Below are 26,099 nucleotides of genomic sequence, written 5' to 3' on the forward strand. Positions count from 1 at the left end.
CGCCCCGCCTCATGTCCGTGTGACCTTGGCCGGGAAGAAGCCGAGGACACTTTGGAGCCCACGATTGGCCGCCTCGACGGCGACCTCGACGCTGTCCAGACTGCCGCACACCACCAGCGTGCCACTGAAGCGGTCCAGGAAACCGATGCTGATATCAGCCGCCTTCATCGCCAGATCGCCCGCTATGATCGTGCCCTCGCCCGGCGTCACGGTTAGGATTCCGACCGCTTCCGCATCCTCCAGGCCGACCCTTTGACACAAAGCGGCGTCCGGATTTGCGATAATATGAGCAATCGTTACCTGTCGGCCAGGCACGTATTCTTGAATAATACGTGTCGATACTTCTTCCTGGTCGAACTGCGTCCGCGACATGCTTAGTTGTTCTTCCTTTTAAGACAGTCGCGGTTTTAGACGGCGGGGGTCACGCCTTCAATGCACGGACCGGCGGATGCACTCCACAAATCGGCTTTTGTTCCGTTCGATCGTGTACGAACTCAGCCGAAAAGTGCACAACCATAGCGACTAATTGCATTGCCGCGCCCTCTCCCGCCCCATAAGAAAGTACCAGCTAAGAAAGCCGGTTCTGTCGCATTCATAAGGGTTTGCGGCCGCCAGTTGTGTTGTGCGTGAGGGTGCCGATTACGCCAGCAATGGCCGATGATATTTTCTGCCCCAGCAATACAACCAGAGATAGCTGCCGGTTTTGTTATAGGCCGGACAATGCGCGGCGCGATCCGTGGAACCTGCGCCGAGCCGCGAACAAATGGGCCCATCTGGAGCGTCTACTGTGAAAGCTTTAGTCTATTACGGCTCTGGAAAGATCTCCTGGGAAGACAAACCCCTCCCGAAGATCGAGCACCCGGCGGACGTCGTTGTCCGGATCAGCAAGACGACGCTTTGCGGCACCGACCTTGCGATTCTGCGCGGCGGCGTGCCCACCGTTCAGCCTGGCCGCACGATTGGCCATGAGGCCACCGGCTACATCACCGAGGTCGGGGCCGCTGTTCAGGACCTCAAGGTCGGCGATCACGTCATCATTCCCTGCAACACGTCCTGCGGGCGTTGCGAGCCTTGCCGCAGGGGGCTTCACTCGAGCTGCGAACGCGGCGGCTGGCTGCTCGGCAACACGATCGACGGTGTGCAGGCCGAATACGCGCGCATCCCGCTTGCCGATTCGAGCCTCTTTCGCATTCCGGACGGGGTCGACGAAGAAGCCGCTTTGATGCTGGCCGACATTCTGCCGACCGGCCTCGAAGTCGGTGTCAAACGCGCGGAGGTGGGCCTCGGCGACGCGCTCGTCGTCATCGGTGCGGGCCCCGTCGGACTGGCGACCATCCTCGCCGCGGAATTCTACTCGCCGGCCCGGATCATCGCCATCGACCTGGACGACAATCGCCTGGCCAAGGCTCTCGAAATCGGCGCCACGGACATCATCAACAACAAGGACGGCAAGGCGCGCGAGAAGGTTATGGCGCTCACCGAAGGGCGCGGCGCGGACGCGGTCATCGAGGTGATCGGCAATCCGACGACCTTCCAGCTGGCGCAGGAGATCCTCGCCGCAGGCGGCCGCATGGCCAATATCGGCATCTTCCACAAGAGCACCGAACTGCACGCCGAAACGCTTTGGACGCGCAACATCACGCTGCGCATGGGCGTCGTCGACAACAGCACGGTGCCGGTCCTTTTGAAGATGGTCCAGGCGGGGAGGCTCGACCCGACGAGCCTCGTCTCTCACCACTTCCACATCAACGAGATCCTCGACGCCTACGAGATCTTCAAGAACGCGGCCGAGGAGCAGGCAATCAAGGTCGTCCTCTCCACCGATGCGGCCAAGAAAGCTGGCAGCGACGTTTCCAACGACAACGAATTCATTCGCCAGATCGTGGGGCGCGTCCTGGCCAGCCTCTGACATCCCTCGCCAACGGCCGCGATGCGGCACGGCTCAACGAAAACCGGCGCCCCACGCCTCGCAGAGGCAGTGCGGCCATGCTTGCGGAGTGTTCACCGGTGATTTTGGTTATCAATTGCGGCAGCTCGACGCTGAAATACCAGCTCTACACGACCGATCTTGCGGTCGTCACCGCCAAAGGTCTCGTCAGCAGGATCGGCGAAGAGGGCTCACGGATCGAATATACCGCTCACGGATCGAAACATGTCCGCGTGATGCCCGTGCCCGACCATCACACGGCCTTCACGGCCATGATCGACCTCCTGCTCGATCCTGAGGTCGGGGTCATCGACGACATCAGCGAGGTCACGGCGGTCGGCCACCGCGCGGTTCACGGCGCCGACACCTTCGTCAAATCGTCGGTGATCAATGACGAAGTCATCGCCAAGCTGGAAGAGTGTGTCCCACTCGCCCCGCTTCACAACCCGCCGAATCTCGTCGGCATCGTGGAGGCGCGCAAGTTGCTGCCGGACGTACCGCAGGTCGTCGTCTTCGACACCGCCTTCCACCAGACCATGCCCGAATATGCGCATGTCTACGCCCTGCCCTACGAGCTCTATAGCGAGCACCGGATTCGTCGCTACGGCTTCCACGGAACGTCGTGCCGCTTCGTCAATCAGAAGGCGGCGGACATGCTCGGCAAACCGGTGGATGAGCTCAAAATGGTCATCTGCCATCTCGGCAACGGCGTCACGATCGACGCGATCGAGAACGGACGCTCGATCGATACGAGCATCGGTTTCGCCACGTTTTCCGGCGTGATGATGGGCACACGCTCCGGCGACGTCGATCCGGGGCTGATTTTCTATCTCAACAAGCAACTCGGCATGAGCCTCGGCGATATCGAGGCCATGCTCTACAAAAGGAGCGGCCTCCTCGGCGTCTCGGGCATCAGCAACGATATGCGGGAAGTGGAGGAACGCGCCGAGGGTGGCTGCGACCGTTGCGAGCTCGCGCTCGAGATGTTCGCCTACATGACGCGGAAATATATCGGATCCTATGCGGCCGCCTTGGGCGGGCTCGATGCGCTGGTCTTCACCGCAGGCATCGGCGAGAACAGCCCCTCGATGCGGGCGCGAATCTGCGAGAAGCTCGGCTTTCTCGGCATTGCCATCGATAGCGACGCCAACGAGGCGCCGGGCGACGACGGGCGGATCAGCACCCGCGATTCCAGGACGGCGGCAATGGTCGTCCCGACCGACGAGGAAAAGATGATCGCCATCGACACACTCCGCCTGACCGAAAAGACCCGAGCGGAAGCCGCGTGAGGCAGAAACGATGAACAGCCACGCCGATGACATCCTCGCCCGTGCGGTCAGCGTCTTCAACAAGACGCCGGCCCGACAGGGGTACAAGGGCCGCGTCCATGTCGGGGTCGATCTCGGCACGGCCTACACCGTTCTCGTCGTCCTCGACGAGGACGGACAGCCTCTCGCCGGGCGGTATCAGTTCGCGCAGATCGTGCGGGACGGCCTCGTGGTGGATTTCATCGGCGCCATGCAGATCCTTTCACGCATGAAGGCTGAGGTGGAGGCGGATCTCGGCTTCGCGCTCGAGAGTGCGGCGACCTCCTACCCTCCCGGCGTTGCGCCGGCGGAGGTGAAGGCAACGCAGAATGTCGTCATCGGTGCGGGGCTCGAATGCGAGCATTTCGTCGATGAGCCGACAGCGGCCAATGCCCTCCTGCAGATCAAGGACGGGGCGGTGGTCGACGTCGGCGGCGGCACGACGGGCGTTGCGATCTTCAAGGATGGCGAAGTCGTCTACACCGCCGACGAGGCGACCGGCGGGACCCAGTTCACGCTGGTGATCTCAGGCGCTCTCGGCGTTTCCTTCGAGGAAGCGGAGGACATCAAGAAAGACCCGAAAAGGGCCCGTTCACTCTATCCGCTGGTCAGACCGGTGATGCAGAAGGTCGGCAGCATCGTTGCCCGCCACATCGCCCCTTACGACGTCAAGACCATCCATCTGGTGGGCGGCACGAGCGGGATGCCCGGCATGGCCGACATCGTGGCCGAGATGACCGGAATCCCGACGAAGCTGCCGTCTCACCCGATGTTCGTGACGCCGATTGGCATCGCCATGCATGATCGCGAAGACAAAAAAAGCGCGCCGCTTCAAAAATAGGCGGCCCCGCGATCACTGCGCGTCGGACGCCGGCTCCTTCTCGCTTCGGCGGAACTGCGCCGGCGTCATCCCCGTCTCGCGCTGGAACAGGCGATAGAAATTGGTGACGTTGGCATAGCCGACCTGCTCGGCGACCGCTTCGTTGGTCGTGTCGGTCGTCAAGAGCAGATCTTTGGCCGCCTCGATGCGCTTCTCGGTGAGAAACTGCTTGTAGCTGATGCCGACACATTCGCGAAAACGGTGCGCAAGGTGCGACGGGCTGAGATGCGCGACGTTGGCGACAGCCGAGAGCGACATGTTTTCATCGGCATAGTTTTCGGAAATGAAGGCGATCGCACGCTTGACCGGATCTCTCTCCGGCGCACAGGGCGTGGCAGCCGACGTCACGTCCCGCGCGATCTCCGCATCGGCGGCGGACGAGGATGCACTCAGTTCCGTGCAAATCTCACCGTGGAGCTTCCGCAACAATTCGCCAAGCTTCGCCGGACGGATCGGCTTCAAAAGATAGTCGAGCGCACCGATCTTGAGAGCGCGTTGCACATAGGCAAATTCATCATAAGCCGTGAGGAAGATGAGCCGGGTGCGCGGCAGCTCGGCCTTGATGATCGCGGCCGCTTCCAACCCGTCCACGCCGGGCATCTTGATGTCGATCAGAATGAGTTCTGGCCGCTCGCGCCGCGCCAGCTCCACCGCCTCGGAGCCGTTCTTGGCCTCCCAGACATTGGCGAAGTCGAGCGCCTCAGCCGCCACGACGCGGCTGACCGTCGAGCGAATGATGGGCGTGTCGTCGGCCACCAGGAGGCCGGGCCGAACCGAGGACTCCTGCTGAAAAGCGCCTTGAAACATGGACGCAAAACGCTCAGTGCGTGCGAGCTCAAGCATTTTCAAGCTGCGCATAGTCGCCGAGTGGCCAGGAAAGCTCAATTCGGGTTCCCTCATTCAATCTGCTTGTTACTTTGAGATCGAAGTCGTTGCCGTACTCGCTGTCGAGCCGGGTGATGACACTTTGCAGTCCGAGAGCCGCGCGGCTGCGCTCCGCCTGCTGCAGGACACAACGATCGTTGTTGAGCGCGGCGACCTGAGCCTCGCTCATCCCCGCGCCGTTGTCATAGACCTCGATCAAGCCGCGATCGTCCACCCTCCGCGCCGAGACGCGCACGCGAACCGGCCGCGAGAGCGCTTCCACCCCGTGCACGATGGCATTCTCGGCAAGCGGCTGCAGAACCATGCACGGGACCGGCCAATTGCGCAGGCTTTCGTCGAGATCGACTTCGATGCTCAGGTGGTCGCCGAAGCGAAGCTGGTGGAGGCGCAAGCAGCGTTCGATCATGTCGAATTCTTCGCTGAGCGGCACCGAAGTGGCGAGATTGCGCAGGCTGTAGCGGAGGATGTCGCTCAGCATGTAAGCGACTTCCTCGGTCTTCACCGCCTTCTCCTCGAAGGCCGTGTAGCCAATGAGCGTCAACGAATTGAACAGGAAATGCGGATTGACGCGCGCCTGCAACGCCCGCAACTGGGCATCCTGCAGCGCCTTTTCCGTGGCGGCTTTGGCTTTCACCTCTTTGAGGAGGCGCGCCTGGATCAGGTTCGTCTTGCCAATCTCGATGATGTGGCTCGCCGCCAGCATCAGCATCTCGACGGCGGAATCGAGGCGATCTCGATCGGCCGCCGGCATGGCATAGACGGCTTCCTCAAGCTCTGCCGGAGCAATGCCGAGAGAATGGTTTCGGTCGAGCACGTTGCTGATCGTGCGCTCGCGCTCGTCTTCGAGCATCACCTGGCCGCACAAGAGGCAGCCGAGATATTCATCCTCGATGATGATCGGCGCGGCGACGTCGACGAGCCCGGCATGGCAGACATAAGTCGCCGGCCGGCCTGAGCGGTAGGCGGCGAGCCCCCCGCAGGCATCGCATGCATGACAACGCCGCAACCCTTCGGGGGTGGAGCGCATCAAACGACACACAGGCTGGAAATTGCTCGCTTTGGTGACGGGCACCCCGTCGCGATCAACCGTCACCGCGGCCATATCCATGGCCTTGGCAAAAGTGTCCTGGATCCGCTGCAACGTCGGAACGTCGACGAAGTCCTGGATCCGCCACTTATGAGTTGGGAAATGCTCTTCCATCAGGATGACCGACCTGCCCAACGCCGAAAGATGACAAGCAAGCGCAAGCGCTGCCCGCCGTGATTTTCGTCGCTGGATGCAGACCCCGACATCCCTCGTTGTACGCCGACAGCCCACACAGCCCGACGCACATCACCGGCAGGTCTCCTGGCTCGCGGCACCAAGCAAGGGCTACCTTCCCAGCGCTCACGCGCCAGTGGCACTCCCAGCCCTGCTCTCCGCTCACAGTTGCGGGGGCAGCTACGGTTTCGGCCCCTTTTGGGTACGCCTCACCGTATTCCCTTTTCATCCTCGCGCTCTCACGCTCGGAAACCGGTAACAGGCTTTTACTGGCGCCAACGGCGGCTTATGTCAAGTCGGCAGGGCCGCTAACGCTTTCGTTACCCACCGGCAATAGGAGAAAATTCTATCTTCGGTTTATTTTTAGCGCGCGCAGGTTGCTATCTGCCATAAAACGGCCATTCGAAGCTCCAATATTCGTAATATTTACATCGGAATTGGAGAATAATACTTCGATGTATGACGATTTCTACAGGCGCTCGCGCCCCGATCCGGCCATAATGCCGCACGTTGCCGGGCCTCGACACCCTCTTCGCCTGGCCTCAGCGGCACCACCCCGCGAGACGGATAGCGCCTTTCAGTACAGGATTTCTGCAACAGAGGCGGACTGCCCGTGTGCCGTCCAGCAACCTCCTCGGGGTCGCCTCCTCCGGGCCACCCCTTCGAGCACGGGGGTGGCCGATGCCGTCAAAGCCTCGGCCCGAACTATAGAGCCTGACCATCCCCGTCGAAGAAATGGCAATGGGCGGGATCGAAACTCAGCCAAACGCGCTCGCCCGTCGTCACATCGCTGATCCCAGCCGTCTCGACGGTCACGAGATCATCCTCGCCGATATTGGCATAGAGAAGCGTGTGGTTGCCGAAAGTCTCGACGACGACGATCTCGGCCGCAATACCTTCGGTTTTCTCGCGGCTGAACTTGATCTCATGCGGGCGGATGCCGAGCACGACATCCTCCCGATCGATCGCCGCCGCCGGCGCTTCCGGAAAAGCCATTTCGACCCCGTTCGGGAGCTTGAGGCAAGGGCCTCCCTCCGACGCTCCGGCGACGCGCACCGGCAGGAAGTTCATCTGCGGGCTGCCGATGAAGCTCGCCACGAAACGGGTCTTCGGCTTGCCATAGAGTTCGAGCGGCGTGCCCACCTGCTCGATGAGCCCCTCGTTCAACACCACGATGCGGTCGGCCAGCGTCATCGCCTCGGTCTGATCGTGCGTGACGTAGATCATCGTGGCGTCCATGTCGCGATGCAGGCGCGCGATCTCGATGCGCATCTGGGCGCGCAGAGCTGCGTCGAGGTTGGACAAAGGCTCGTCGAACAGGAAGACCTTCGGATCGCGCACGATCGCACGACCGATGGCGACGCGCTGGCGTTGTCCGCCGGACAATTGCCGCGGCTTGCGCTGGAGAAGCTCCGACAGGCGCAACATTTCCGCCGCTTCCGCGACCTGCCGCTTGATCTCCGACTTCTCGACCTTCGCCTGCTTCAGGCCGAAGCCCATATTCTCTTCCACGGTCAGATGCGGATAGAGCGCGTAGGACTGGAACACCATCGAGATGCCACGCTTGGCAGGCGACAAATCCTTCACCGAACGTCCCTCGATCAAAAGGTCGCCGGAGGTGATCTCCTCCAGCCCCGCAATCAAGCGCAGGAGCGTCGACTTCCCGCATCCAGACGGTCCGACGAAGACGACGAATTCTCCGGGCTCGACACCAAGGTCGACACCGCGGATCACCTCCGCGGCCCCGAACTTCTTACGCACGCCTCGAAGTTCAACTTGCAGCTCTCGGGCCATGGCGGTCACCTCGTTCAACCGAATGCCGATGGTTTGATGACGGGGACGTTCTCGCCCGCCACAGGATTGAGACGGCGGCGCACCATGGCCGCAGCTCCGATGAGGCCGGAATCGTTACCATGCTCGGTCGCCAAGATCCGGGCATCATCAAACAGATACGGCCAGGTGTTTGCCCGAAGGTGGCGACGGATACGGTCCAGCAGAAAGCCTCCGGCGAGCGAAATGCCCCCGCCGACGACGCAAAGCTCGATGGCGGTGAGATTGATCATCGTCCCGAATGCCTGGGCGATGTAGCGCCCCATCGTCTCGAACGCCGCGTCGGCTCGTGCATCACCGGCCAGAGCGCGTTCGCGTAAAAGGCTCATGTTGAGATCTTCGGCCGCTTCTCCGGTCTCCGCGGCATAGGCGGCGATGACGGCCTTGCCACCGGCGAGATCCTCAAACGTACCGTGAAGACCATAGCGTTGATACGGATGACCCGGCTCCAAAACCATGGCACCGAATTCCGGCGGCTTGCCATCACGGCCGCGCACGATACGCCGATCGATGACGAGGGCGCCGCCAATACCGGTGCCCACCGTGATGAGGGCAAAGCTCGAAACGCGCCTGCCGACACCGAACTCCAATTCGCCGAGCGTGGCAGAGATCGCGTCGTTGTCCGTTGCCGCGGGCACGTTCAGACGTCTGGCGAGCTCAGCCGCAAGCGAGCCGCCCTTAAGAAGCGGAACATTTCCGGTGCCGTCGAGCGGCAGGCCGGTGGCGGGATCGGCATAGCCCGGCGCTGCGATCCCGATCGCTTCGGGCGCAGCTGAGACCGTACGCGCCAAGGCATCGAGGCTTTCGGCCGCCCCCTCCACGAGGGCTTCGAAGCTTGCCAGCGAACGAAAGGGAAGTGCGCTCTTGGCGACGACGACGCCGTTGCCGTCGACGATGCCAAGCTTCACCGAGGATCCGCCGACATCGACCGCAAAAAGGAATTCGGGCGTCAAACGGCCTCTCCGACCTTGATGCCGAGCCGCTTCGTCATGCCCGGATAAGGCATATCCTCCGGCACGAGACCGCGTTCCGCGGCAAGATCGACTGCGAGCCACTGAAACGGCACGACGGCGCTCAAGGTATCGAGACCTTGCGTCGGCTCTTCCGACGCCGGCCAGACGATCCCCTCCGGCTCCTTGCCGGTGAGATCGAAGATGAAGCCGGTCAGGCCGTAATGCGCCATCGCTGCCACGACACGGCGTGCCAGATCGAGTTCGTGCGCATTCGAAGCAAGCGCAATCGTCACGCTCTTCTTGGTGAGGCCGTGCAGACGGCCGTGGCTCGCCTCCTCGGTTTCGAGGCCAAAGGAGGGAATGCCGGCCATTTCCGCCACTTTCAACGATCCCTCCAGTGCAGAACCGTAATGCCGTCCCTGCCCCAGCACTGCGATCACATCGGCACCGGCGAGCTTCGGCGCCATGTTGGTCGACCAGATGCGCGCCGTCTCGATCAGCTGTGCATAACCCTCGACGAAACCACGCGCCGCTGTCGGCATCGTCTTGCCGCTCAGCGCCATGCCGATCAAGCGAAGCGCCAGAACGCTCGCCGTGTAGCCTTTGGTCTTCGGCCCGACGGTCTCGTCCTCGACCGGAAGCCAGACGAGCTTCACATCACAGGCGGCAAGCGGCGCCTCTCGTCCGGCCGTCACCACGATGACATCCATGCCCTCTTTGCGGGCCTGTTTCGTCGCTGCGATCGTATCGCTGCTGTTGCCCGACTGGGACAAGACGATGGCAAGGCTCTTGGCGACCCGGCGCTCGCCAGTCTCGGCCAGGAAGGTCAGCGGGCTGCGCAACGCAAGCTCGGCAGGGAGGCCGGAAAAGCTGTCGGAGGCGGCAAGGAGCGCATTCATCGAACTGCCGGTGCCGACCAAAATGACGCGTTCAGGCTCCGATTCCGGGAGCGCCGCTTCGATCTGTGACGGCAAGTCGGACAGGACTTTCTCGACCATCGCCGGTTGTTGGGCGATAAAGTCACTGATTTTCATGGTCATAACGCAGCCTGAGGGTCCGTATCGAGGAAGTTGATTGACGTGATGGGTCCCTATTAATCAAAACGTTTTGGAAAACTCAACCATTTACAGAGACGGAGTGCGATGTCGCTTCAGGGCACAAACCTCGAACATGCGAGAAGACGCAATCGCCGCGTGGCGTTTGAAGCGGTTTTGAAACACGGCCCGCTGTCGCGCTCAGAAATCGCCCGGATGACGGGCCTCACCTCGCAGACCGCGTCCAACATCGCCGGGGAATTGATCGCACTCGGCCTCATCAAGGAGACCGGGCGTCGCCTCGGCCGCAAGGGCCAGCCCGCCACCGAATATGTGGTCGACGAGGAAGGCGCCTACACGATCGGCATCCACCTCGATCAGAACCAACTGGTCGGCCTGCTCGTCGACGTTCTGGGCCACATCGTTGCACGCACCGCGCTTCCGATCGCCCGCCAAAATCCGGGCGAGGTCTTGCCTCTCGTGGAGCGGGCCGTCGATGGCCTGGTCAACGGAAACGACGAAATCCGGCGGCGCCTTCTCGGGCTCGGCGCGGTGATGCCGGGCTTTTTCGAGAGCGGCACCTTCGCATCGCGCGGCCCCCTCACGATGGAAGGTTGGCTCGATTTTCCGCTCGCCCAGGAGCTTTCCGAACGTCTCAACCTGCCGGTTTTTGTGGACAACGACGCGACAGCCGCGGCGATCGGCGAAAGCCTCTACGGCTTCGGCCAGACCCATCCGACCTTCATTTACATCTATTTCGGCCTCGGCCTCGGTGGCGGCATCGTCATCGATGGACGCCCCTTTACCGGCGTGCGGCAAAGAGCGGCGGAACTCGGCCATCTCATCGTCAATCCCGGCGGCAAGCCCTGCGCCTGCGGCAATCGGGGCTGTCTGGAGCGCTACGTCTCGCTGCACAGCGCCTACGAGGCGATCCTTCAAACAGAGAACGAATGGCAGGGCGCAAGCCCCGACCTGCTCCTGAAAGCCTTTCAGACGGGCAATAACGCGCTCGCAAAGTGGCTCGACGACGCCGCCTACTATCTGCGCATCGCTGTCAACGGGCTTGAGAATCTCTTCGACCCGAGCGGTATCGTCGTGGGTGGCTTGCTTCCCGACCCGATCCTGACCGCCCTCGTCGAGAAGACTTTTCCACTGTTGCCGAGCTCCGCGGCGGATCCAGGGACCCGAGGCGCGCGGCTCATCAAGGGCGAAGTCCGCTTCGATACGCCGGCGGCAGGAGCTGCAGCTCTGCCGATGTCGCGCCTTCTGCATCCGCTTGCGAAGGAAGACGGGCCAGAGCTGGAGAATGCCGCAGGAGCCGGCCTTTTCGGAGCGCTTTGAGCGCCGAAGTGGGGCGCTGTGCCGATCTTTCCGCAGCTCGGAACAGGCGCTCGCACCTCTCTCGAAAGGGCGCGCTCCCTCGCCCACAAGGCGCGCCCACTCAAGCCGTATCGGCAGGTTTTTGCAGTGCAATAAGGGCGACCGGCCAGGCTAGCGCCCGTTGACAGACAATTTTGCCCTTGATCTATTTAGCAAAACAATTTGAATTATTAATCCTTGCGGTTTCGATGTCGCTGGAACTGTCCGCAACTGAAATGGAGTCCAAGTGCATGAACATCTTACGCCTCAGTGCGGCCACCGCCTTGGTCGCATCATCGCTCGGCCTGGGCATGGCCGGCCCCGCCTCGGCGGAGACGACCATCAATGCTCTCTACATGTCGCAGGCTTCCTACAACGAGGCCGATGTCCGCAGCATGACAGAGGCCTTTGAGAAGGCGAACCCCGACGTCAAAGTCAATCTCGAGTTCGTCCCCTACGAAGGCCTGCGCGACAAGACCCTCCTCGCCAGCAGTTCCAGCCAGGGTTACGACGTCGTCCTCTTCGACGTGATCTGGACCGCGGAATATGCCAAGCGCGGCATCCTCGCCGATGAGACGGACAACATCTCCGCCGAGGTCAAAGACGAGATTTTCCCCGGGGCCTGGACGACCGTAGAATATAACGGCCACTATTACGGCATGCCGTGGACGAACAGCTCCAAGCTCTTCTTCTACAACAAGGAAATGGTCGAGAAGGCCGGCTTCGATCACGCTCCGCAGACCTGGAGCGAGCTCGTCGAGCAGGCCAAGGCGATGAAGGAGCAGGGTATCGTCGAATACCCGATCGTGTGGAGCTGGGCGCAGGCGGAAGCCGTGATCTGCGACTACACCGTGCTTCTCGACGCCTTCGACGGCAAGTTCCTCGACAAGGACGGCGCTCCGGTCTTCCAGGAGGATGGGGGCCTCGAAGCGTTGAAGTTCATGGTCTCCACGCTCGACGACGGCATCACCAATCCGAACTCGACGGAATACCTCGAAGAGGATGTGCGCCGGGTGTTCTCGAGCGGCCAGGCCGCGTTCGCCCTCAACTGGCCTTATATGTACAACCTCGCCAACGATCCGAAGGAATCCGACATCAGCGGCAAGGTCGGCGTCATGGCACCGCTCGGTGTCAAAGACCGCACCGAAGCGTCCGGCGTGAACGGCTCCATGGGTCTCGGCGTCACCGCCAACACCGACAACGCCGACATCGCCTGGAAGTATGTCCAGCACATGTCCTCGCCGGAGATGCAGAACAGCCACGCAGAGCGCAGCCTGCCGATCTGGAAGGCTTCTTTCGAGAATTCCGAGGTCATCTCTGGCCGCGAGGATCTCATGAAGGCTGCAAGCAACGCCTTCACCGCGATGATCGCCCGTCCGACCCTGCCGAACTACCAGGAAGCGTCGAACATCCTGCAGGTGTCGATCCAGGAAGCCCTTCTCGGAGCCTCCTCCCCGGAAGACGCCCTCGGCTCGGCCGCCGATCAGCTTAAATCCCTGACCGATCAGTAAGGCCTTCCTTCGATGCGCTCATCCCTATCGTATCATTCCAGGCAGCGTCTGACTGCCTGGCTCATGATCGCGCCTCTCGCGGTCGGTGTTCTGATCATCGTCGGATGGCCGTTCCTCGACACGATATGGATGAGTTTCACCTCGGCACAGCTGACCCAGTACACAGGCGACTGGGTCGGCCTCGACAATTACATCCGTGCCTTCCGCTCGCCGCAGGTTCGCGGCGCGCTTGCGACGACAATCTTCTTCGTCGCCCTCACCGTTTCGCTGGAACTCGTTCTCGGCGTCTTGGTGGCTTTGCTGCTTGATCAGCCGCTTTACGGCAGGCGCTTCTTTCGCGCGCTCCTGATCCTCCCCTGGGCGCTGCCGACAGTGGTGAACGCCATGTCGTGGCGGCTGATCTACAATCCCGATTTCGGCGGTCTCAACGCGGTTCTGACGCAGATCGGCCTCCTCGATTCCTATCAGAGCTGGCTCGGCTCGCCCGCGACCGCGATCTACGCGATCGCCGTCGCCGACATCTGGAAGACGGTGCCGCTCGTGGCGATGATCACGCTCGCCGCCCTGCAAGGCGTACCGCGCGAACAGCTGGAAGCCGCGCATATCGATGGCGCCTCGCCATGGTCGCGCTTCAAGACCGTCACCATGCCAGCGATCGTCGGACCGTTGATGGTCGCGGCCGTCCTTCGAACCATCGAGGGCGTCAAGGTCTTCGATATCGTCTGGGTGATGACGCGGGGTGGCCCCGCCAACAGCACCAAGACCATGAGCATTCAGGTCTACCAGGAAGCCTTCTCGAATTTCCGGGCCGGATCCGGCGCCTCGCAAGGCCTGTTGATCGTGCTCGTCAGCCTCATCCTCATCAACGTCTACGTGGCGCTCCTGCGCCGCCAGGGGGCACAATGAAACAACCTCTTGCCCTCCGCGTCGTCCTGCACGCTCTGGCGATCCTCGTCGCCGTCATCATCCTGGCGCCGATCCTCTGGCTGCTCCTCGTCAGCGTCAGCACGACGACGCATCTGACGACCCTCCCCTTCGAGTGGATTCCCGAGAAGCTGAATTTCGACAATTACGCCAAGCTCACGACGCTCGAGCCCAACAGCCGCGGCGAGATGTTCCTCTACGCCATGCGCAATACGGCCCTCGTCGCCTTCGGCGCGACAGCGATCGCGCTTTGCGCGGCGGTCCCTGCGGCCTGGTCCTTCTCCCGCTCCAAGGGCGGGCAGAGCAACCTTCTCTATGTCGTCGTCGCGACCTACATGCTGCCGCCGGTCGCCCTCATCGTTCCGCTCTTCGCCTTTTTGAACGGGCTCGGCCTCTTGAACACCAAGACCGGGCTGATGCTGGTCGATTGTTCCATCGTCCTGCCCTTCACCACCTGGCTTCTGAAGAGCAATTTCGACAACATCTCGCATGAGATCGAAGAAGCCGCCTTCGTCGACGGGGCCAGCATGCTGACAGTCCTGCGCAGCGTCACGCTGCCGATGGCAAAGCCGGCGCTCGCGACCGTCGTGCTCTTCTCCATCCTCCTCGTCTGGGACGAATTCTTCTACGCCTTCATCCTGACAAACGACGACCGCAGCCAGACGCTCACCGTGGCGATCGCCAATCTCGCCAGCGGCCGCGTCTCCGATTACGGCCTGCTCGCAACCGCCGGCATTCTGACGGCGCTGCCGCCGCTCATCATCGGCATTCTCCTGCAGCGCGCGCTCGTCTCCGGCCTGGCACAGGGCGGCGTGAAGGGCTGAGGCGACGAACTTCAGGGGACGCATTTCTCCTTTGCGTCCCCCGTCTCTCCCACGCGCCTGACACTCAGGCCTTGCGTTCGCCCGGCGGCGCGCCACAGTGAAGGCAGGAACGGAGACAGCAACATGGGCGATTTCAGCATCGGGGCACAGGACCTGCTCCTCGTCATCGACGTCCAGAACGATTTCTGCCCGGGGGGCGCACTTGCCGTACCCAACGGCGACGCGGTCGTGCCGGTCATCAACGCGCTGATGCCGCGTTTTCAGCATGTGGTGCTGACCCAGGACTGGCATCCGACGGGGCACCAGTCTTTTGCCAGCGCGCATCCCGGCCGCGACCCGTTCCAGACTTTTGCTGCCGAATATGGCGAACAGGTTCTGTGGCCTGAGCATTGCGTACAAGGAAGCGCCGGCGCGGCGTTCCACCCCAAGCTCGATACGGTGCCGGCCGAGCTCATCCTGCGCAAAGGCTTTCGCCCCGGCATCGATTCCTATTCCGCCTTCTACGAGAACGACAGGACGACGGAGACCGGCCTTGCGGGCTATCTGCGCGAGCGCGGCTTCGCCCGTCTGTTTCTCACAGGTCTCGCCACCGATTTCTGCGTCGCCTGGTCGGCGCTCGATGCCCGCCGGGAGGGCTTTACGGCCGTGCTCGTGGAAGATGCGTGCCGGGCGATCGATCTCGATGGTTCACTGGACAAGGCGCGCGCCGAAATGGCGGCGGCCGGTGTGAGCTTCGTCACCTCGGAGGCAATCTAGCCCCAACGCGGCGGCAGGCCTGTTGTCGCCGTTCAGTCGTCGCCGTCCAGGAAATCGGAGAAACGCACCGGCCGGTCGACCACCTCCCGCAACGCGAAGGACGAGTTCAGCCGCGCGACATGCGGGAAGGCCGACAGCACCGTCTTGTGAAGGCGCTCGAAATCCTGGAGATCGCGCGCCGCGACACGCAGAAGATAATCGTACTCCCCCGACATCAGAAAACAGAACAGCACGTTCGGGCAGCGCCGCGCCGCTGCTTCGAACTCCGACAGATGCCGTTCGCTCTGGCCGGAAAGCGCGATGTTGACGAGAACCGTCACGGGCCGCCCGAGATGGCGGTGCGACAGGCGGGCATGGTAGCCCCTGATGGCGCCCTCTTTCTCCAGACGATCGAGGCGCCGCGAGCATGCGGAGGGCGACAGCCCGACGCGCTCCGCCAGCGCCGTGTTGGAGAGCCGCCCCTCTCGCTCCAGCGCCCGCATGATGGCAAGATCAAAATGATCAACCTCGTACATGTGTGGATGATTGCGCGGATTGAGCCTCGTCTGCAAGATATTTGCGTCGTGGGTGGATGGCCTGCCCCTTTCTGCAAAGACATTGCGCATCTGCTGCGCTTTCTTTTCCTTCCCACCAAGAGGAGAGAACAATGCGTGTTGGATGTCCCAAGGAAATCAAGAACCACGAATATCGCGTCGGCCTGACACCGGCGGCGGCGCGCGAATACGTGGCGCATGGCCATCAGGTGATGATCGAAAGCGGCGCCGGCGCCGGCATCGATGCATCCGATGAAGATTATGCGGCGGTCGGAGCGTCGATTGCAGCAACGGCCGAAGAGGTTTTCTCAGCAGCCGAGATGATCGTGAAGGTGAAGGAGCCACAGCCCAGCGAGTGGGCGCAGCTCAAGGAAGGTCAGATCCTCTACACCTACCTGCACCTTGCTCCGGATCCGAAGCAGACCGAAGGGCTCATCGCCTCCGGCGTCACCGGCGTCGCCTACGAGACGGTGACCGACGCCCATGGCGGGTTGCCGCTGCTTGCGCCGATGTCGGAAGTCGCCGGCCGCCTCTCCGTCCAGGCCGGCGCTCGCGCGCTCGAGAAAGCCTGCGGCGGGCGCGGCGTGCTTCTCGGCGGCGTCGCGGGCGTCGCATCCGGGCGGGTCGCGATCATCGGCGGTGGCGTCGTCGGCAAGCAGGCCGCGAAGATGGCACTCGGCCTCGGGGCCGACGTCACCATTCTCGACCGCTCCATTCCGCGGCTGCGCGAGCTTGACGACCTGTTCGAGGGGCGGGTGAAGACCGCCTTCTCCACACCGACGGCCGTCGAAGAGGCCGTTTTCGCAGCCGATCTCGTCATCGGTGCCGTCCTCATTCCGGGCGCGACGACGCCGAAACTCGTCACACGCGAGATGCTGTCGGGCATGAAGAAGGGAGCGGTGCTCGTCGACGTCGCCATCGACCAGGGCGGCTGTTTCGAGACCTCGCACGCCACCACCCATGCGGAGCCGACCTTCGAGGTGGAAGGGATCGTGCATTACTGCGTCGCCAACATGCCGGGCGCCGTTCCGATCACCTCGACCAATGCCTTGAACAACGCCACCCTGCCCTTCGGCCTGGCGCTTGCCGACCGCGGCCTTGCGGCATTGACCGCCGATCCGCACCTTCTCGCCGGCCTCAACGTGCACCACGGCAAGGTCACCAATCGGGCCGTTGCGGAAGCACTCGGCAAGCCGTTCGTGGATGCGGTTGAAGCTCTGAATGCCTGAGGCTCTCCGCCGCCAGCCGGTTTTGGGTGGCTTCCCGCGTTCTTAAAACCTCTCGGCGAAAAACCTTTAGATCGGGCGCGAGAGCCTTCTCGCGCCCTTTTTTGTCTGGTCGCCGTTTTCAGGCGCGGCGACCGGCTTCGGCCAGCCTTTTGGGAAACAATCCTCCGTTCGGGATCGATCTTTCGATCCGTATGGCGATCAATGCGGACGCGGCCGGCTCATTTTGACGGCGATGCGCGCGCTCACCGCAGCTTCCGAAAGTGCACTGGCGATATCATCGGCGCTCAAGCCGCTGTGCGGCCAGATGCGGTCGATCCGTTCGGCCTGACTACCGGTATCGACGCAAATGCCGCTCTCGATCGCTTCGGCGACCACCCGGCGGATTTCCTCGAACACGGCGCTTCGGGCCGGATTGTAGGCGTCATCCAGCATCTTTCCTGAACCTTTTCATATTCCTGCAGGCGGCCCCGACAGCCCCGGCAGACGGCGAAGAATTCCGCGATCGTCCCCGGGACGGCACTAAAGCAGGTTAGTGCGAGGCCGCGGACGCCGAATATCCAGGCGACAATGGCGAGAAAGCGGTGGCGGGAAAAATCGCCAGGGGCGGCCTTCCCTCTCCCCCTCGAAGGGTCGACCACAGACAGGAATGACGGTCCTCGACGGGACATCGAGCACGCCGGTCGGAGCAGCCTCGGCTCAAAACCCGTCTCACGACGCTCTCCTGCAACCCGTCGTCGAAGGCAAAAAAAAAATCGGGTCGCGCTCGCCGAACCGCTTTTGCGGTTCCGCAAGGTCCTCACCACCCGGGCCGCAACGACCTCCGCGTGCATCGCTTTTTTCGCCGCAAATTGGCATTGCTCTTAATTGAACTCTTATGCTTACCATTAATCCTTCGTTAGGGATTTTCCTGACGCCGGTCAGGCGAATCCCCAGAGCGTTGAGTATGGGGGATTACGAAGATGGCTGACGACTACACGGTCTTTATCGGCGACCACGGCTACGAGAGCATTCAAGCCGCAATAAATAGCGCCGCTAGCGGCGACACGATCACCGTACATAGCGGGACTTATGATGTTAACCTCAACATCGATAAGGATATTACACTAGAATCCGCAGGTGACGGACCAACAATACTTACAGCACAATCCGGAAATGTGATTACAATCGCGGACGACGTGTCCCAGACGGTCGCGATTGACGGGTTCAAGATCGAAGGTCAGGGGACTGCGGCTCGCGGCATCCTCTTTAAGGACGACCTAGATGGCGACAGCGATCTCGATCTTCAGATCAGCAACGTCGACATTTCCGGCTTCAAGGCACAGGGGATTTTGGTCAACGGCGGGGGCGAGAACCTGAACGTCGAAATCTCAGGTTCGAACTTCTCCGACAATGGAACGACCAACGGCGGGCACGGCGATATCGTTCTGTTCGAGTTCACGGGCGACGCGAACCTCACAGATGTCGACATCAGCGCAACCGATGGGGCCACCACGGGAGGCCGAAACGCCCTGCAGATCGCCGGCTTCGACGACAGCGGCAATCATGACGTCTCCTCTCCGATCGGCCACGTCACCCTCGACAATGTCAGCGTGACGGGCGCGTTCGAGAAATCCCAAATCATGATCCAGGGCTACAATGACGTGTCCGGCCTCTCCATGTCGGACGTCACGCTCAATGGCTCCTCCAACTGGGGAGAATTGCTGTTCGTCGATCCGATGGGTGACGCGGGCTCGGGCGGCACCGGCGATTATACGAAAGGCCCCGATGACATCGGCCTCGATCTCTCGGGCGTTACGATCAACAACCAGAACTCAGATGCGTTCGACGCCCTGGTGCGGGGTACGGAATCAAACGATTCACTGACCGGCACGACGGGTGACGATGTGCTCAATGCGCCGGACGAAGACGCGCCCACCTACACGGATTATGGCGGTGACGACACGCTGAACGGCCTCGGCGGTGACGATACGCTCATCGGAGGCGGAGGCGATGACAAACTCCTCGGCGGCTCTGGCGACGACGTGGCCCTCTTCGGCGGAAACCGCGACGATTATACGATCACCCAGAACAAGAACGGCAGCTACACGGTCACCGACACAAATGACGCCGATGGCAACGATGGGACCGACACGCTGACGGGGGTCGAAGGACTTCGGTTCGGCAGCGACACGATCACTTACGAGCTCGATGCCAACAGCCCGGATTATGCGCACAGCAAGGCCCTCTTCAAAGAAGACTTCCAAGACAGCAAGGCGACCGACACGTTCCTTGTGAACGGAGACACGTCTAACGGCGTTATTTCCGTGGCTTACGACGGACGCGACACATATGGCGTCTTCCAAGAGGCATCGGACGGTTCCTCCGCCTACACCAAGCTCGGGGGCTACAGCAGCGACTTCGGCGACGGCTACACGGTCTCGAGCAAGATCTACCTCGACACGACCTGGGAGGCCGGCGACGGGTTCGAAGTCTCGGTCGCGGCCAACGGGCAGGACGGCGCGCACCAGCGCGATTTCGTCTTCCACGTCACGCAGGACACGAGCACGGGCGCGCTTCTCGTTGGCGCGAACAACAATGCGCGCTTTGGCCAGGATGAGAACCTGGAACTGCAAAACCACGCCACAATCGGCACGTCGGGCTGGTATACGTTCGACTGGAACTTCTACGAGAACGAGGACGGCAACCTCGAAGTCGCGATGAACGTCTACGATGAAGCCGGCGATTTCGTCTTCTCCGAAGTTCGCAGCTCAACAGCGGATTCAATCGACACTGAGGTCGGCGGCAATCGCTATCTCTGGTTCACCGATATCTCGGTCGACGGCGGCCTGAAGGTCGATGACGTGACGCTCACGGTGCCGGATTCCGGCGGCGGTAGCGGCGGTGGCGATGATGGCGACACCGGCGGCGGCAGCACGGGCGGCGAGGAAGACGACACGCTCACGGGCACCGATGGCGCCGACACCATGTCGGGCGGCGGCGGCAATGACGACATCAAGGGCGGCGGCGGCAACGACACGCTGTTCGCTGGTGAAGGCAACGACACAGTCGATGGCGGCGACGGCGACGATATGGTCTTCGGCGGCGCGGGCGACGACGTCGTCACCGGCGGGGCCGGCAACGATCAGGCCTATGGCGGCAGCGGCAACGACAATATCGACGGCGGCGACGGCGATGATTTCCTCGGCGGTGGTGAAGGCAATGACACGATCATCGGTGGAACTGGCAACGACGTCCTCTTCGGCGGCAGGCCTGGCCTCGGAGAAAATGCCGACGACACGTTCTATGCCGGCGACGGTAACGATCAGGGCTATGCCGGCGACGGCGATGACCTTGCGACCGGCGGCTCGGGCGATGACACGGTCGGCGGCGGTTCCGGCAACGACACGGTCGGCGGCGGCGACGGCAAAGACCTCCTCTATGGGGGCGCCGGCGACGACGTTCTCTATGGCGGCAACGACGCCGACACGATCTATGGCGGCAGCGGCAACGACCAGATCTATTTCGGCGACAATGACGGTGCGGCGGACATCTATGCCTCCGTCGCCGACAACGGCAACGATGTGGTCTTCGGCTTCGAGAACGGCACCGACCATCTCGACGTCACGGCGAACGGCTTCACCTCGTTTGCCGAGCTGACGATCGGCGAGGATGCCGACGGCAATGCCACGATCGATCTCGGCGGCGGCAATATCCTGACGCTCAACGGCGTCGCAGCCTCCGAGCTCGACGCCTCCGACTTCCTCTTCTGAGGATTTGCGACAACGCCGGGGCGGCCGCGCGCCGCCCCAATCCCCCGGCCGGTCGCCCGAAGCGGCCGGCCTTTTCGGGTCAGGGCAGGATGGACCGGCTTTCCTCTTGGCTTTTCAAGTCGCGGCCAGGCAGCGGGGCGACACATCTTTCGACCCCTCACCAGGATGCAGGCTTCCTCGTCCGGCCCCACCTCCATCCGGCACATTTTTGTTAACGAAGAACACCGCGTTACCCTGCAGCAGAACGTCGCAAGAGGATTTTTCTTTCCGCGCTCTCGCACCGCAACAATCGCGGGTTTCTGCGGACTCACTCCAGAGCATCGCGGCCACCCCACTGCTTTCGTTAACTTTGCGGCTCAAACTCTCATTGCCATTAATTCAAACCCCATGCTTACCATTAACCCTTCGTTAGGGATTTTCCTGACGCGCGGTCGGGCGAATTCCTGGGGCGTTGAGTATGGGGGATTACCAAAATGGCAGCGACCATCACGGTCTACGACGACAACAATCAGGTCGTCGGTGAGACCTACACCAGCCTCGAAGCGGCGGTGAATGAGTGCAGCGACGGCTATCGCATCGAGCTCAGCGAAGGCACGGTGTCGACCGAGGACAGCGGTAACGCGAACGGCCAGCTCACAATCGACGTCGACATCACCATCACGGGGGCGGGTGTCGGCAAGACAGTGATCGTGCCCACGGCGAATACGGGATCAAGCGGCGACGCTCGGGCGATGATCCTCGTCAAAGAGGGTGCCGCGGTCGATATCAGCGACGTCACCGTCTATGGCGAAGGACACCAGGTCTACGAGGCGATCCGCACGCACGGCGATCTCGACGTCACCGACAGTGCCTTCGAGGACATCCACTATTCGACTTACCTCGGCACCGCCGTTGCGGCGCGTGGTGCGGATGCCGTCCTCGATGTCAGCGATTCCACCTTCACCAATATCGGCCGCATCGGCGCTTATTACGGCGAAGAGGCGACCGGCAGCTTTGAAGGCAATACCTATACCGGCAAGGGTGACGTCGACGGTCTCGACTACGGCGTCGAAGTGGAAAGCGGCGCGAACGCCTCGATCACGGATAACAGTTTCACGAAGATCACCGGGGTGGCCTCGACCGACCAATCCGGATCGGCAGCCATTCTTGTCACAACCTATTTCGGCGACGGCTCTGAAGCCACGATTACCGGAAATAGCTTCGAGGGGTTCAGCCTCGGCGTCGCCGTCGGTTACCTCGACAACGACACGAGCAAGGTGACTTTCGGTGACGGCAACACCTTCACCGGCGTGTCGGAATCGGCCGTCCAAATCGTCGGCAACGGCGAGATCCAAAATATTTCTGCGATCAGCGGCGACGGAGCAACGGTCTACTGGGAGGCCGGCGATGAGGCCAACAAACTGACAGGATCTGACCTTTCCGACACACTCTCCGGCGGTGCGGGCGACGACAAACTCGTAGGCGGTTCAGGCGACGACGTGGCCCTCTTCAGCGGGGACCGCGACGATTACACGATCACGCAAAACAAAAACGGCAGCTACACGGTCACCGATACAAACGATGGTGACGGCAACGACGGGGCCGACACGCTGACGGGCATTGAAGGCATCCAGTTCGGCAATGACAAGATCATTTATGAGCTAGACGCCAATAGCCCTAACTATGCCAACAGCAAAGTTATCTTCCAGGAAGACTTTCAAGACAGCAAGGCAACGGATTCGTTTCTTGTGAACGGCGACACCTCTACAGGGGTTATTTCTGTTGCTTACAGCGACGGCGATTCCTATGGGCTCTTCGCCGAGGCGGCGGATGGTTCCACCGCCTTCACCAGACTCGGCGGTTACAGCAGCGACTTCGGAGACGGCTACACGGTCTCCGCCAAGATCTACCTCGACCCAGATTGGGGCACAGGCAACGGGTTTGACGTGTCGGTCGCGGCCAACGGTCAGGACGGTGCCCACCAGCGCGATTTCATCTTCCACGTCACAAAGGATGAGGACACAGGTACGCTACTCGTCGGCGCGGACAACAACTCGAGCTTCAAACCGAAAGACAACCTTGAGCTGCAAAACCACGCCGCGATCGGCACAGAGGGCTGGTACACGTTCGACTGGAACTTCTACGAGAACGAGGCCGGCAACCTCGAAGTCGCGATGAACGTCTACGATGAAGCCGGCGATTTCGTCTTCTCCGAAGTTCGCAGCTCAACGGCGGACTCGATCGACACTGAGGTCGGCGGCAATCGCTATCTCTGGTTCACCGATATTTCTGTCGACGGCGGAATCAAAGTCGATGATGTCACGATGACTGTGCCGACGACCGGGGGTGGCACTGGCGGCGGCGGAGATGGCGACGACACCGGCGGCGGCACCACGGGCGGCGAGGAAGACGACACGCTCACGGGCACCGACGGCGCCGACACCATGTCCGGCGGCGGCGGAAACGACGAGATCGAAGGCGGTGGCGGCAACGACACGCTGTTCTCCGGTGAAGGCAACGACACGGTCGATGGCGGCGACGGCGACGATATGGTCTTCGGCGGCGCCGGTGACGACGTCGTCACCGGCGGGGCCGGCAACGATCAGGCCTATGGCGGCAGCGGCAACGACAATATCGACGGCGGCGACGGCGACGATTTCCTCGGCGGCGGCGAGGGCAACGACACGATCGTCGGCGGAAGCGGCGACGACGTCCTCTTCGGTGGCAGGCCCGGCCTCGGCACCGATGCAAATGACGCCTTCTACGCCGGCGACGGTAACGATCAGGGCTTTGCGGGCGACGGCGACGATATCGCGACCGGCGGCTCGGGCAACGACACGGTCGGTGGCGGCTCCGGCAACGATACGGTCGGCGGCGGCGACGGCAACGACCTCCTCTATGGAGGCGCCGGCGACGACATGCTCTATGGCGGCAACGACGCCGACACGATCTATGGCGGCAGCGGCAACGACCAGATCTATTTCGGTGACAATGACGGTGCGGCGGACATCTATGCCTCCGTGGCCGACAACGGCAACGATGTGGTCTTCGGCTTCGAGAACGGCACCGACCATCTCGACGTTACGGCGAACGGCTTCACCTCGTTTGCCGAGCTGACGATCGGCGAGGATGCCGACGGCAATGCCACGATCGATCTCGGCGGCGGCAATATCCTGACGCTCAACGGCGTCGGAGCCTCCGAGCTCGATGCCTCCGACTTCCTCTTCTGAGGCTTTTTAAGATCGTTGGGGGCGGCCGCGCGCCGCCCCAATCCCCCGGCCGGTCGCTCCAAAGCGGCCGGCCTTTTGCGTCGGCGCCTGCTATTTTCGCTGGCGATCAGAAGACGAAATTCTCCTCGCTCAGCATGTCGCGCGTCACATCCTCGAGCGTCAGGCTCGCATCGGGCGCAAGCGTGATCACGAGCCCCGCCGCCGTATCGGCGAAAGTGAGCTCGGCGAAACCCCCGGCATAAGCAGACACGTCGAGGACATCGGTACCGACCTCAAACCCATCGATGACATCGTGGCCGTTACCGGAGACAGCGGCATAGACATCGCGGTCGCCATCGGCGCCGAAGATGAAGACGTCGTCACCGCCCGAGCCATAGACGAGGTCGCGCCCGGCGCCGGTCGTCACGGTGTCGTTGCCCGCCCCGCCGAAAAGCGTGTCGTCGCCCGCGCCGCCGTCAATGATATCATTGCCGCCGCCGGCGCCGATCTCGTCATTGCCGGTCTGGCCATAGAGGCTGTCGTTGCCGCCCCCGCCCCAGATCACGTCGTCGCCATCGCCGCCGTCGATGCGGTCACTGCCCGGCACGGCGCCGCCAAAAATCGTGTCGTTGCCGGCATTGCCGTTGACAATGTCGCTGCCGATGCCGGAGCCGATGAAATCGTTGCCGGCGCCTCCGTCGACCCGGTCGTCACCATCACCGGAGAACAGCCTGTCGTCGCCGTCGCCGCCATAAAGCGTGTCATTGCCGGCGCCGCGACCGCCGAAGATCAGATCATCACCGGCAAAGCCGGAGAGAAGATCCGATCCCCCGCCCCCGAAGAGCGTGTTGTCGAGATCGTTGCCGTTGATCACCTCGTTTCCGGCCCCGCCGGCGGCATTCTCGATTTCCGCGCCGTAGGCGACGGCAAGATTGTTGCTCATGCCACCGATCGACGACCAGGCGCCTTCGCGCAGATCGATGACGGTGTTGTCGGCAAAACCCGAGACATTCAACGTATCGATGCCGCCACCATCCCAGATCGTCACGATCGGCTCGGGATTGAGGGTGAAGTCGAAGACGCTATCATAGGTGCCAAGGCCCGACGCGCCGAAACCATAGGTCGTATCGCCGACGCGCGTCGAATAATCGGCGCCGTAGAGGTCCTGGATGGCGAGGATGTCATAGAGCATCGGCGTCTGGGCGTAATGCAGGAGCCCGTCGGCGCCGACATGGTTGGTGCCGCTGCCGTCCTCATCGGCGTCGAAATAGGACATGATGGTGAAGCGGCGCGTGTCTTCGGCGAATTCGGCGGCACCGGCATAGGTGACTGCTCCACGAGCGGCATCATAGGTTCCGGGATGGCTCAACCCCAGCGAATGGCCGATCTCGTGGAGATAGGTGAGGAAGCCGTATTTGCCGTAGGTGATGTCGCTGTCGTCGTTGAGGCTGCCCCAATAGCTGTTCAGCCAGACATCGGCGCTGATAAAGGAATCGTGGCCGGAGCCGAGGCCGTCGTAGCGAAAGCTGTAGGACGTGTAGGTGCCGTTGCCCGCGGTGGTCGAACTCTCGCCGATCGAGATGCCGCCCCCCGACGCGGTGCGCACGATATCGGGGGCGATGACATCGTCCCAGAGCGCAAAGGCCTGGTCGGCCATTGCCGCCTTGTAGGCGGAGAGAGGCTGGAAGCCTTCGGCCTCGCGGCCCCCGGATGCCGAAGAGAGGATGGTGTAGGTGATGGTGTCGCCCAGCCAGGAGATCGGGCTCGGCGAGGCTTCGTGCGTCCAGGAGGTCTGGAGCTGGTCGATAATGGTGGCAGTGCTGGTCGCTGATGCGACGCCTCCGCCCGTCCCGTTGCCTGCCGTTTCTGCCGTCGCGGCGAAACCCATCTCGTCGCTTGAAAAGAACATCGCGGCTCCCTCGCCATTTGCGGGGGCGTGACTACCGACC

Annotated in this window: 20 protein-coding genes and 1 riboswitch; of the genes, 11 read left to right on the top strand and 9 right to left on the bottom strand. The window is 62.3% G+C overall.

What is annotated here, in order from left to right; genetic code table 11:
- Positions 1-9: 9 nt before the first annotated feature.
- The gene (eutS, locus tag ACK8CP_RS08110; RefSeq protein WP_234627536.1) at positions 10-372 is read right to left on the bottom strand and encodes an ethanolamine utilization microcompartment protein EutS; all 363 of its coding nucleotides are present in this window, start codon (positions 370-372) and stop codon (positions 10-12) included.
- Between the two features lie 415 nt (positions 373-787).
- Between eutS and ACK8CP_RS08115 the strand changes: the two genes are divergently transcribed.
- The 3 genes from ACK8CP_RS08115 to eutJ all read left to right on the top strand — a co-directional run bounded on the left by ACK8CP_RS08115 (position 788) and on the right by eutJ (position 4,075).
- Entirely contained in the window at positions 788-1,909 is a 1,122-nt protein-coding gene (locus ACK8CP_RS08115) for a zinc-binding dehydrogenase (protein ID WP_414833924.1), read from the top strand.
- A gap of 98 nt (positions 1,910-2,007) precedes the next feature.
- Positions 2,008-3,216, top strand: a complete 1,209-nt coding sequence (locus ACK8CP_RS08120; protein WP_414833925.1) for an acetate/propionate family kinase — start codon at positions 2,008-2,010, stop codon at positions 3,214-3,216.
- Positions 3,217-3,226: 10 nt separating this feature from the next.
- Entirely contained in the window at positions 3,227-4,075 is an 849-nt protein-coding gene (gene eutJ / locus ACK8CP_RS08125) for an ethanolamine utilization protein EutJ (RefSeq protein ID WP_414833926.1), read from the top strand.
- A 12-nt stretch (positions 4,076-4,087) separates the two neighbouring features.
- Here the strand turns inward: eutJ and ACK8CP_RS08130 are convergent, their stop codons facing one another.
- The 5 genes from ACK8CP_RS08130 to ACK8CP_RS08150 form a co-directional block, all read right to left on the bottom strand.
- On the bottom strand, positions 4,088-4,957 hold the full coding sequence (locus ACK8CP_RS08130) for a response regulator (RefSeq protein ID WP_234627532.1): 870 nt from the start codon (positions 4,955-4,957) through the stop codon (positions 4,088-4,090).
- Positions 4,950-6,200, bottom strand: a complete 1,251-nt coding sequence (locus tag ACK8CP_RS08135) for a PocR ligand-binding domain-containing protein (RefSeq protein ID WP_092814174.1) — start codon at positions 6,198-6,200, stop codon at positions 4,950-4,952. The genes ACK8CP_RS08130 and ACK8CP_RS08135 overlap by 8 nt, the downstream gene beginning before the upstream one ends.
- 119 nt (positions 6,201-6,319) lie before the next feature.
- A riboswitch (cobalamin riboswitch) is annotated at positions 6,320-6,532 on the bottom strand.
- Between the two features lie 433 nt (positions 6,533-6,965).
- Positions 6,966-8,054 (bottom strand): ABC transporter ATP-binding protein, encoded by a 1,089-nt coding sequence (locus ACK8CP_RS08140; RefSeq protein ID WP_414833927.1) that lies wholly within the window; start codon positions 8,052-8,054, stop codon positions 6,966-6,968.
- A 14-nt stretch (positions 8,055-8,068) separates the two neighbouring features.
- Positions 8,069-9,043, bottom strand: a complete 975-nt coding sequence (locus ACK8CP_RS08145) for an ROK family protein (RefSeq protein ID WP_414833928.1) — start codon at positions 9,041-9,043, stop codon at positions 8,069-8,071.
- Entirely contained in the window at positions 9,040-10,083 is a 1,044-nt protein-coding gene (locus ACK8CP_RS08150) for an SIS domain-containing protein (protein ID WP_414833929.1), read from the bottom strand. Before ACK8CP_RS08150 ends, ACK8CP_RS08145 begins: the two co-directional genes overlap by 4 nt.
- A 153-nt stretch (positions 10,084-10,236) precedes the next feature.
- On the opposite strand from ACK8CP_RS08150, the gene ACK8CP_RS08155 reads away from it, so the two are divergent.
- The 5 genes from ACK8CP_RS08155 (at position 10,237) to pncA (ending at position 15,451) form a co-directional block, all read left to right on the top strand.
- Positions 10,237-11,418, top strand: coding sequence for an ROK family transcriptional regulator (locus ACK8CP_RS08155; protein ID WP_414833930.1), 1,182 nt, complete (start codon positions 10,237-10,239; stop codon positions 11,416-11,418).
- 275 nt (positions 11,419-11,693) lie between these two features.
- Positions 11,694-12,947: an extracellular solute-binding protein gene (locus tag ACK8CP_RS08160; RefSeq protein WP_414834217.1), complete on the top strand. Its 1,254-nt coding sequence runs from the start codon at positions 11,694-11,696 to the stop codon at positions 12,945-12,947.
- Positions 12,948-12,959: 12 nt separating this feature from the next.
- Positions 12,960-13,853: a carbohydrate ABC transporter permease gene (locus ACK8CP_RS08165; RefSeq protein ID WP_092814191.1), complete on the top strand. Its 894-nt coding sequence runs from the start codon at positions 12,960-12,962 to the stop codon at positions 13,851-13,853.
- A complete protein-coding gene (locus tag ACK8CP_RS08170) occupies positions 13,850-14,695 on the top strand; it encodes a carbohydrate ABC transporter permease (protein ID WP_092814194.1) in 846 nt (281 codons plus the stop codon). Before ACK8CP_RS08165 ends, ACK8CP_RS08170 begins: the two co-directional genes overlap by 4 nt.
- A gap of 123 nt (positions 14,696-14,818) precedes the next feature.
- On the top strand, positions 14,819-15,451 hold the full coding sequence (gene pncA / locus ACK8CP_RS08175) for a bifunctional nicotinamidase/pyrazinamidase (protein ID WP_414833931.1): 633 nt from the start codon (positions 14,819-14,821) through the stop codon (positions 15,449-15,451).
- A 32-nt stretch (positions 15,452-15,483) separates the two neighbouring features.
- Here pncA and ACK8CP_RS08180 read toward each other — a convergent pair whose 3' ends face one another.
- Positions 15,484-15,966: an Lrp/AsnC family transcriptional regulator gene (locus ACK8CP_RS08180; protein ID WP_128293591.1), complete on the bottom strand. Its 483-nt coding sequence runs from the start codon at positions 15,964-15,966 to the stop codon at positions 15,484-15,486.
- Positions 15,967-16,097: 131 nt separating this feature from the next.
- On the opposite strand from ACK8CP_RS08180, the gene ald reads away from it, so the two are divergent.
- Positions 16,098-17,213 (top strand): alanine dehydrogenase, encoded by a 1,116-nt coding sequence (ald, locus tag ACK8CP_RS08185; RefSeq protein ID WP_414833932.1) that lies wholly within the window; start codon positions 16,098-16,100, stop codon positions 17,211-17,213.
- 198 nt (positions 17,214-17,411) lie between these two features.
- Here the strand turns inward: ald and ACK8CP_RS08190 are convergent, their stop codons facing one another.
- Positions 17,412-17,645 (bottom strand): hypothetical protein, encoded by a 234-nt coding sequence (locus ACK8CP_RS08190; protein ID WP_234627522.1) that lies wholly within the window; start codon positions 17,643-17,645, stop codon positions 17,412-17,414.
- Between the two features lie 527 nt (positions 17,646-18,172).
- Between ACK8CP_RS08190 and ACK8CP_RS08195 the strand changes: the two genes are divergently transcribed.
- Together ACK8CP_RS08195 and ACK8CP_RS08200 are read left to right on the top strand one after the other, a co-directional pair.
- The gene (locus ACK8CP_RS08195) at positions 18,173-20,962 is read left to right on the top strand and encodes a hypothetical protein (RefSeq protein ID WP_414833933.1); all 2,790 of its coding nucleotides are present in this window, start codon (positions 18,173-18,175) and stop codon (positions 20,960-20,962) included.
- 473 nt (positions 20,963-21,435) lie between these two features.
- Positions 21,436-24,171 carry a calcium-binding protein gene (locus tag ACK8CP_RS08200; protein WP_414833934.1) on the top strand — a complete coding sequence of 912 codons (2,736 nt, stop codon included), beginning with the start codon at positions 21,436-21,438 and terminating at the stop codon, positions 24,169-24,171.
- A 106-nt stretch (positions 24,172-24,277) separates the two neighbouring features.
- On the opposite strand, the gene ACK8CP_RS08205 is transcribed toward ACK8CP_RS08200, so the two are convergent.
- A complete protein-coding gene (locus tag ACK8CP_RS08205; RefSeq protein WP_414833935.1) occupies positions 24,278-26,059 on the bottom strand; it encodes a M10 family metallopeptidase C-terminal domain-containing protein in 1,782 nt (593 codons plus the stop codon).
- Positions 26,060-26,099: the final 40 nt, after the last annotated feature.

Source organism: Afifella sp. YEN Y35, from assembly GCF_047553465.1.
Lineage (GTDB): Bacteria > Pseudomonadota > Alphaproteobacteria > Rhizobiales > Afifellaceae > Afifella > Afifella aestuarii.

What these genes read in the sequence shown, in the direction of transcription:
- ACK8CP_RS08180 (WP_128293591.1), bottom strand. Translation starts at nt 15,966, where the DNA reads ATGTACGAGGTTGATCATTTTGATCTTGCCATCATGCGGGCGCTGGAG.
- ACK8CP_RS08165 (WP_092814191.1), top strand. Translation starts at nt 12,960, where the DNA reads ATGCGCTCATCCCTATCGTATCATTCCAGGCAGCGTCTGACTGCCTGG.
- ACK8CP_RS08190 (WP_234627522.1), bottom strand. Translation starts at nt 17,645, where the DNA reads ATGCTGGATGACGCCTACAATCCGGCCCGAAGCGCCGTGTTCGAGGAA.
- ACK8CP_RS08195 (WP_414833933.1), top strand. Translation starts at nt 18,173, where the DNA reads ATGGCTGACGACTACACGGTCTTTATCGGCGACCACGGCTACGAGAGC.
- ACK8CP_RS08150 (WP_414833929.1), bottom strand. Translation starts at nt 10,083, where the DNA reads ATGACCATGAAAATCAGTGACTTTATCGCCCAACAACCGGCGATGGTC.
- eutS (WP_234627536.1), bottom strand. Translation starts at nt 372, where the DNA reads ATGTCGCGGACGCAGTTCGACCAGGAAGAAGTATCGACACGTATTATT.
- ACK8CP_RS08205 (WP_414833935.1), bottom strand. Translation starts at nt 26,059, where the DNA reads ATGTTCTTTTCAAGCGACGAGATGGGTTTCGCCGCGACGGCAGAAACG.
- ACK8CP_RS08200 (WP_414833934.1), top strand. Translation starts at nt 21,436, where the DNA reads ATGGCAGCGACCATCACGGTCTACGACGACAACAATCAGGTCGTCGGT.
- ald (WP_414833932.1), top strand. Translation starts at nt 16,098, where the DNA reads ATGCGTGTTGGATGTCCCAAGGAAATCAAGAACCACGAATATCGCGTC.
- eutJ (WP_414833926.1), top strand. Translation starts at nt 3,227, where the DNA reads ATGAACAGCCACGCCGATGACATCCTCGCCCGTGCGGTCAGCGTCTTC.
- ACK8CP_RS08135 (WP_092814174.1), bottom strand. Translation starts at nt 6,200, where the DNA reads ATGGAAGAGCATTTCCCAACTCATAAGTGGCGGATCCAGGACTTCGTC.
- ACK8CP_RS08130 (WP_234627532.1), bottom strand. Translation starts at nt 4,957, where the DNA reads ATGCTTGAGCTCGCACGCACTGAGCGTTTTGCGTCCATGTTTCAAGGC.
- pncA (WP_414833931.1), top strand. Translation starts at nt 14,819, where the DNA reads ATGGGCGATTTCAGCATCGGGGCACAGGACCTGCTCCTCGTCATCGAC.
- ACK8CP_RS08170 (WP_092814194.1), top strand. Translation starts at nt 13,850, where the DNA reads ATGAAACAACCTCTTGCCCTCCGCGTCGTCCTGCACGCTCTGGCGATC.
- ACK8CP_RS08140 (WP_414833927.1), bottom strand. Translation starts at nt 8,054, where the DNA reads ATGGCCCGAGAGCTGCAAGTTGAACTTCGAGGCGTGCGTAAGAAGTTC.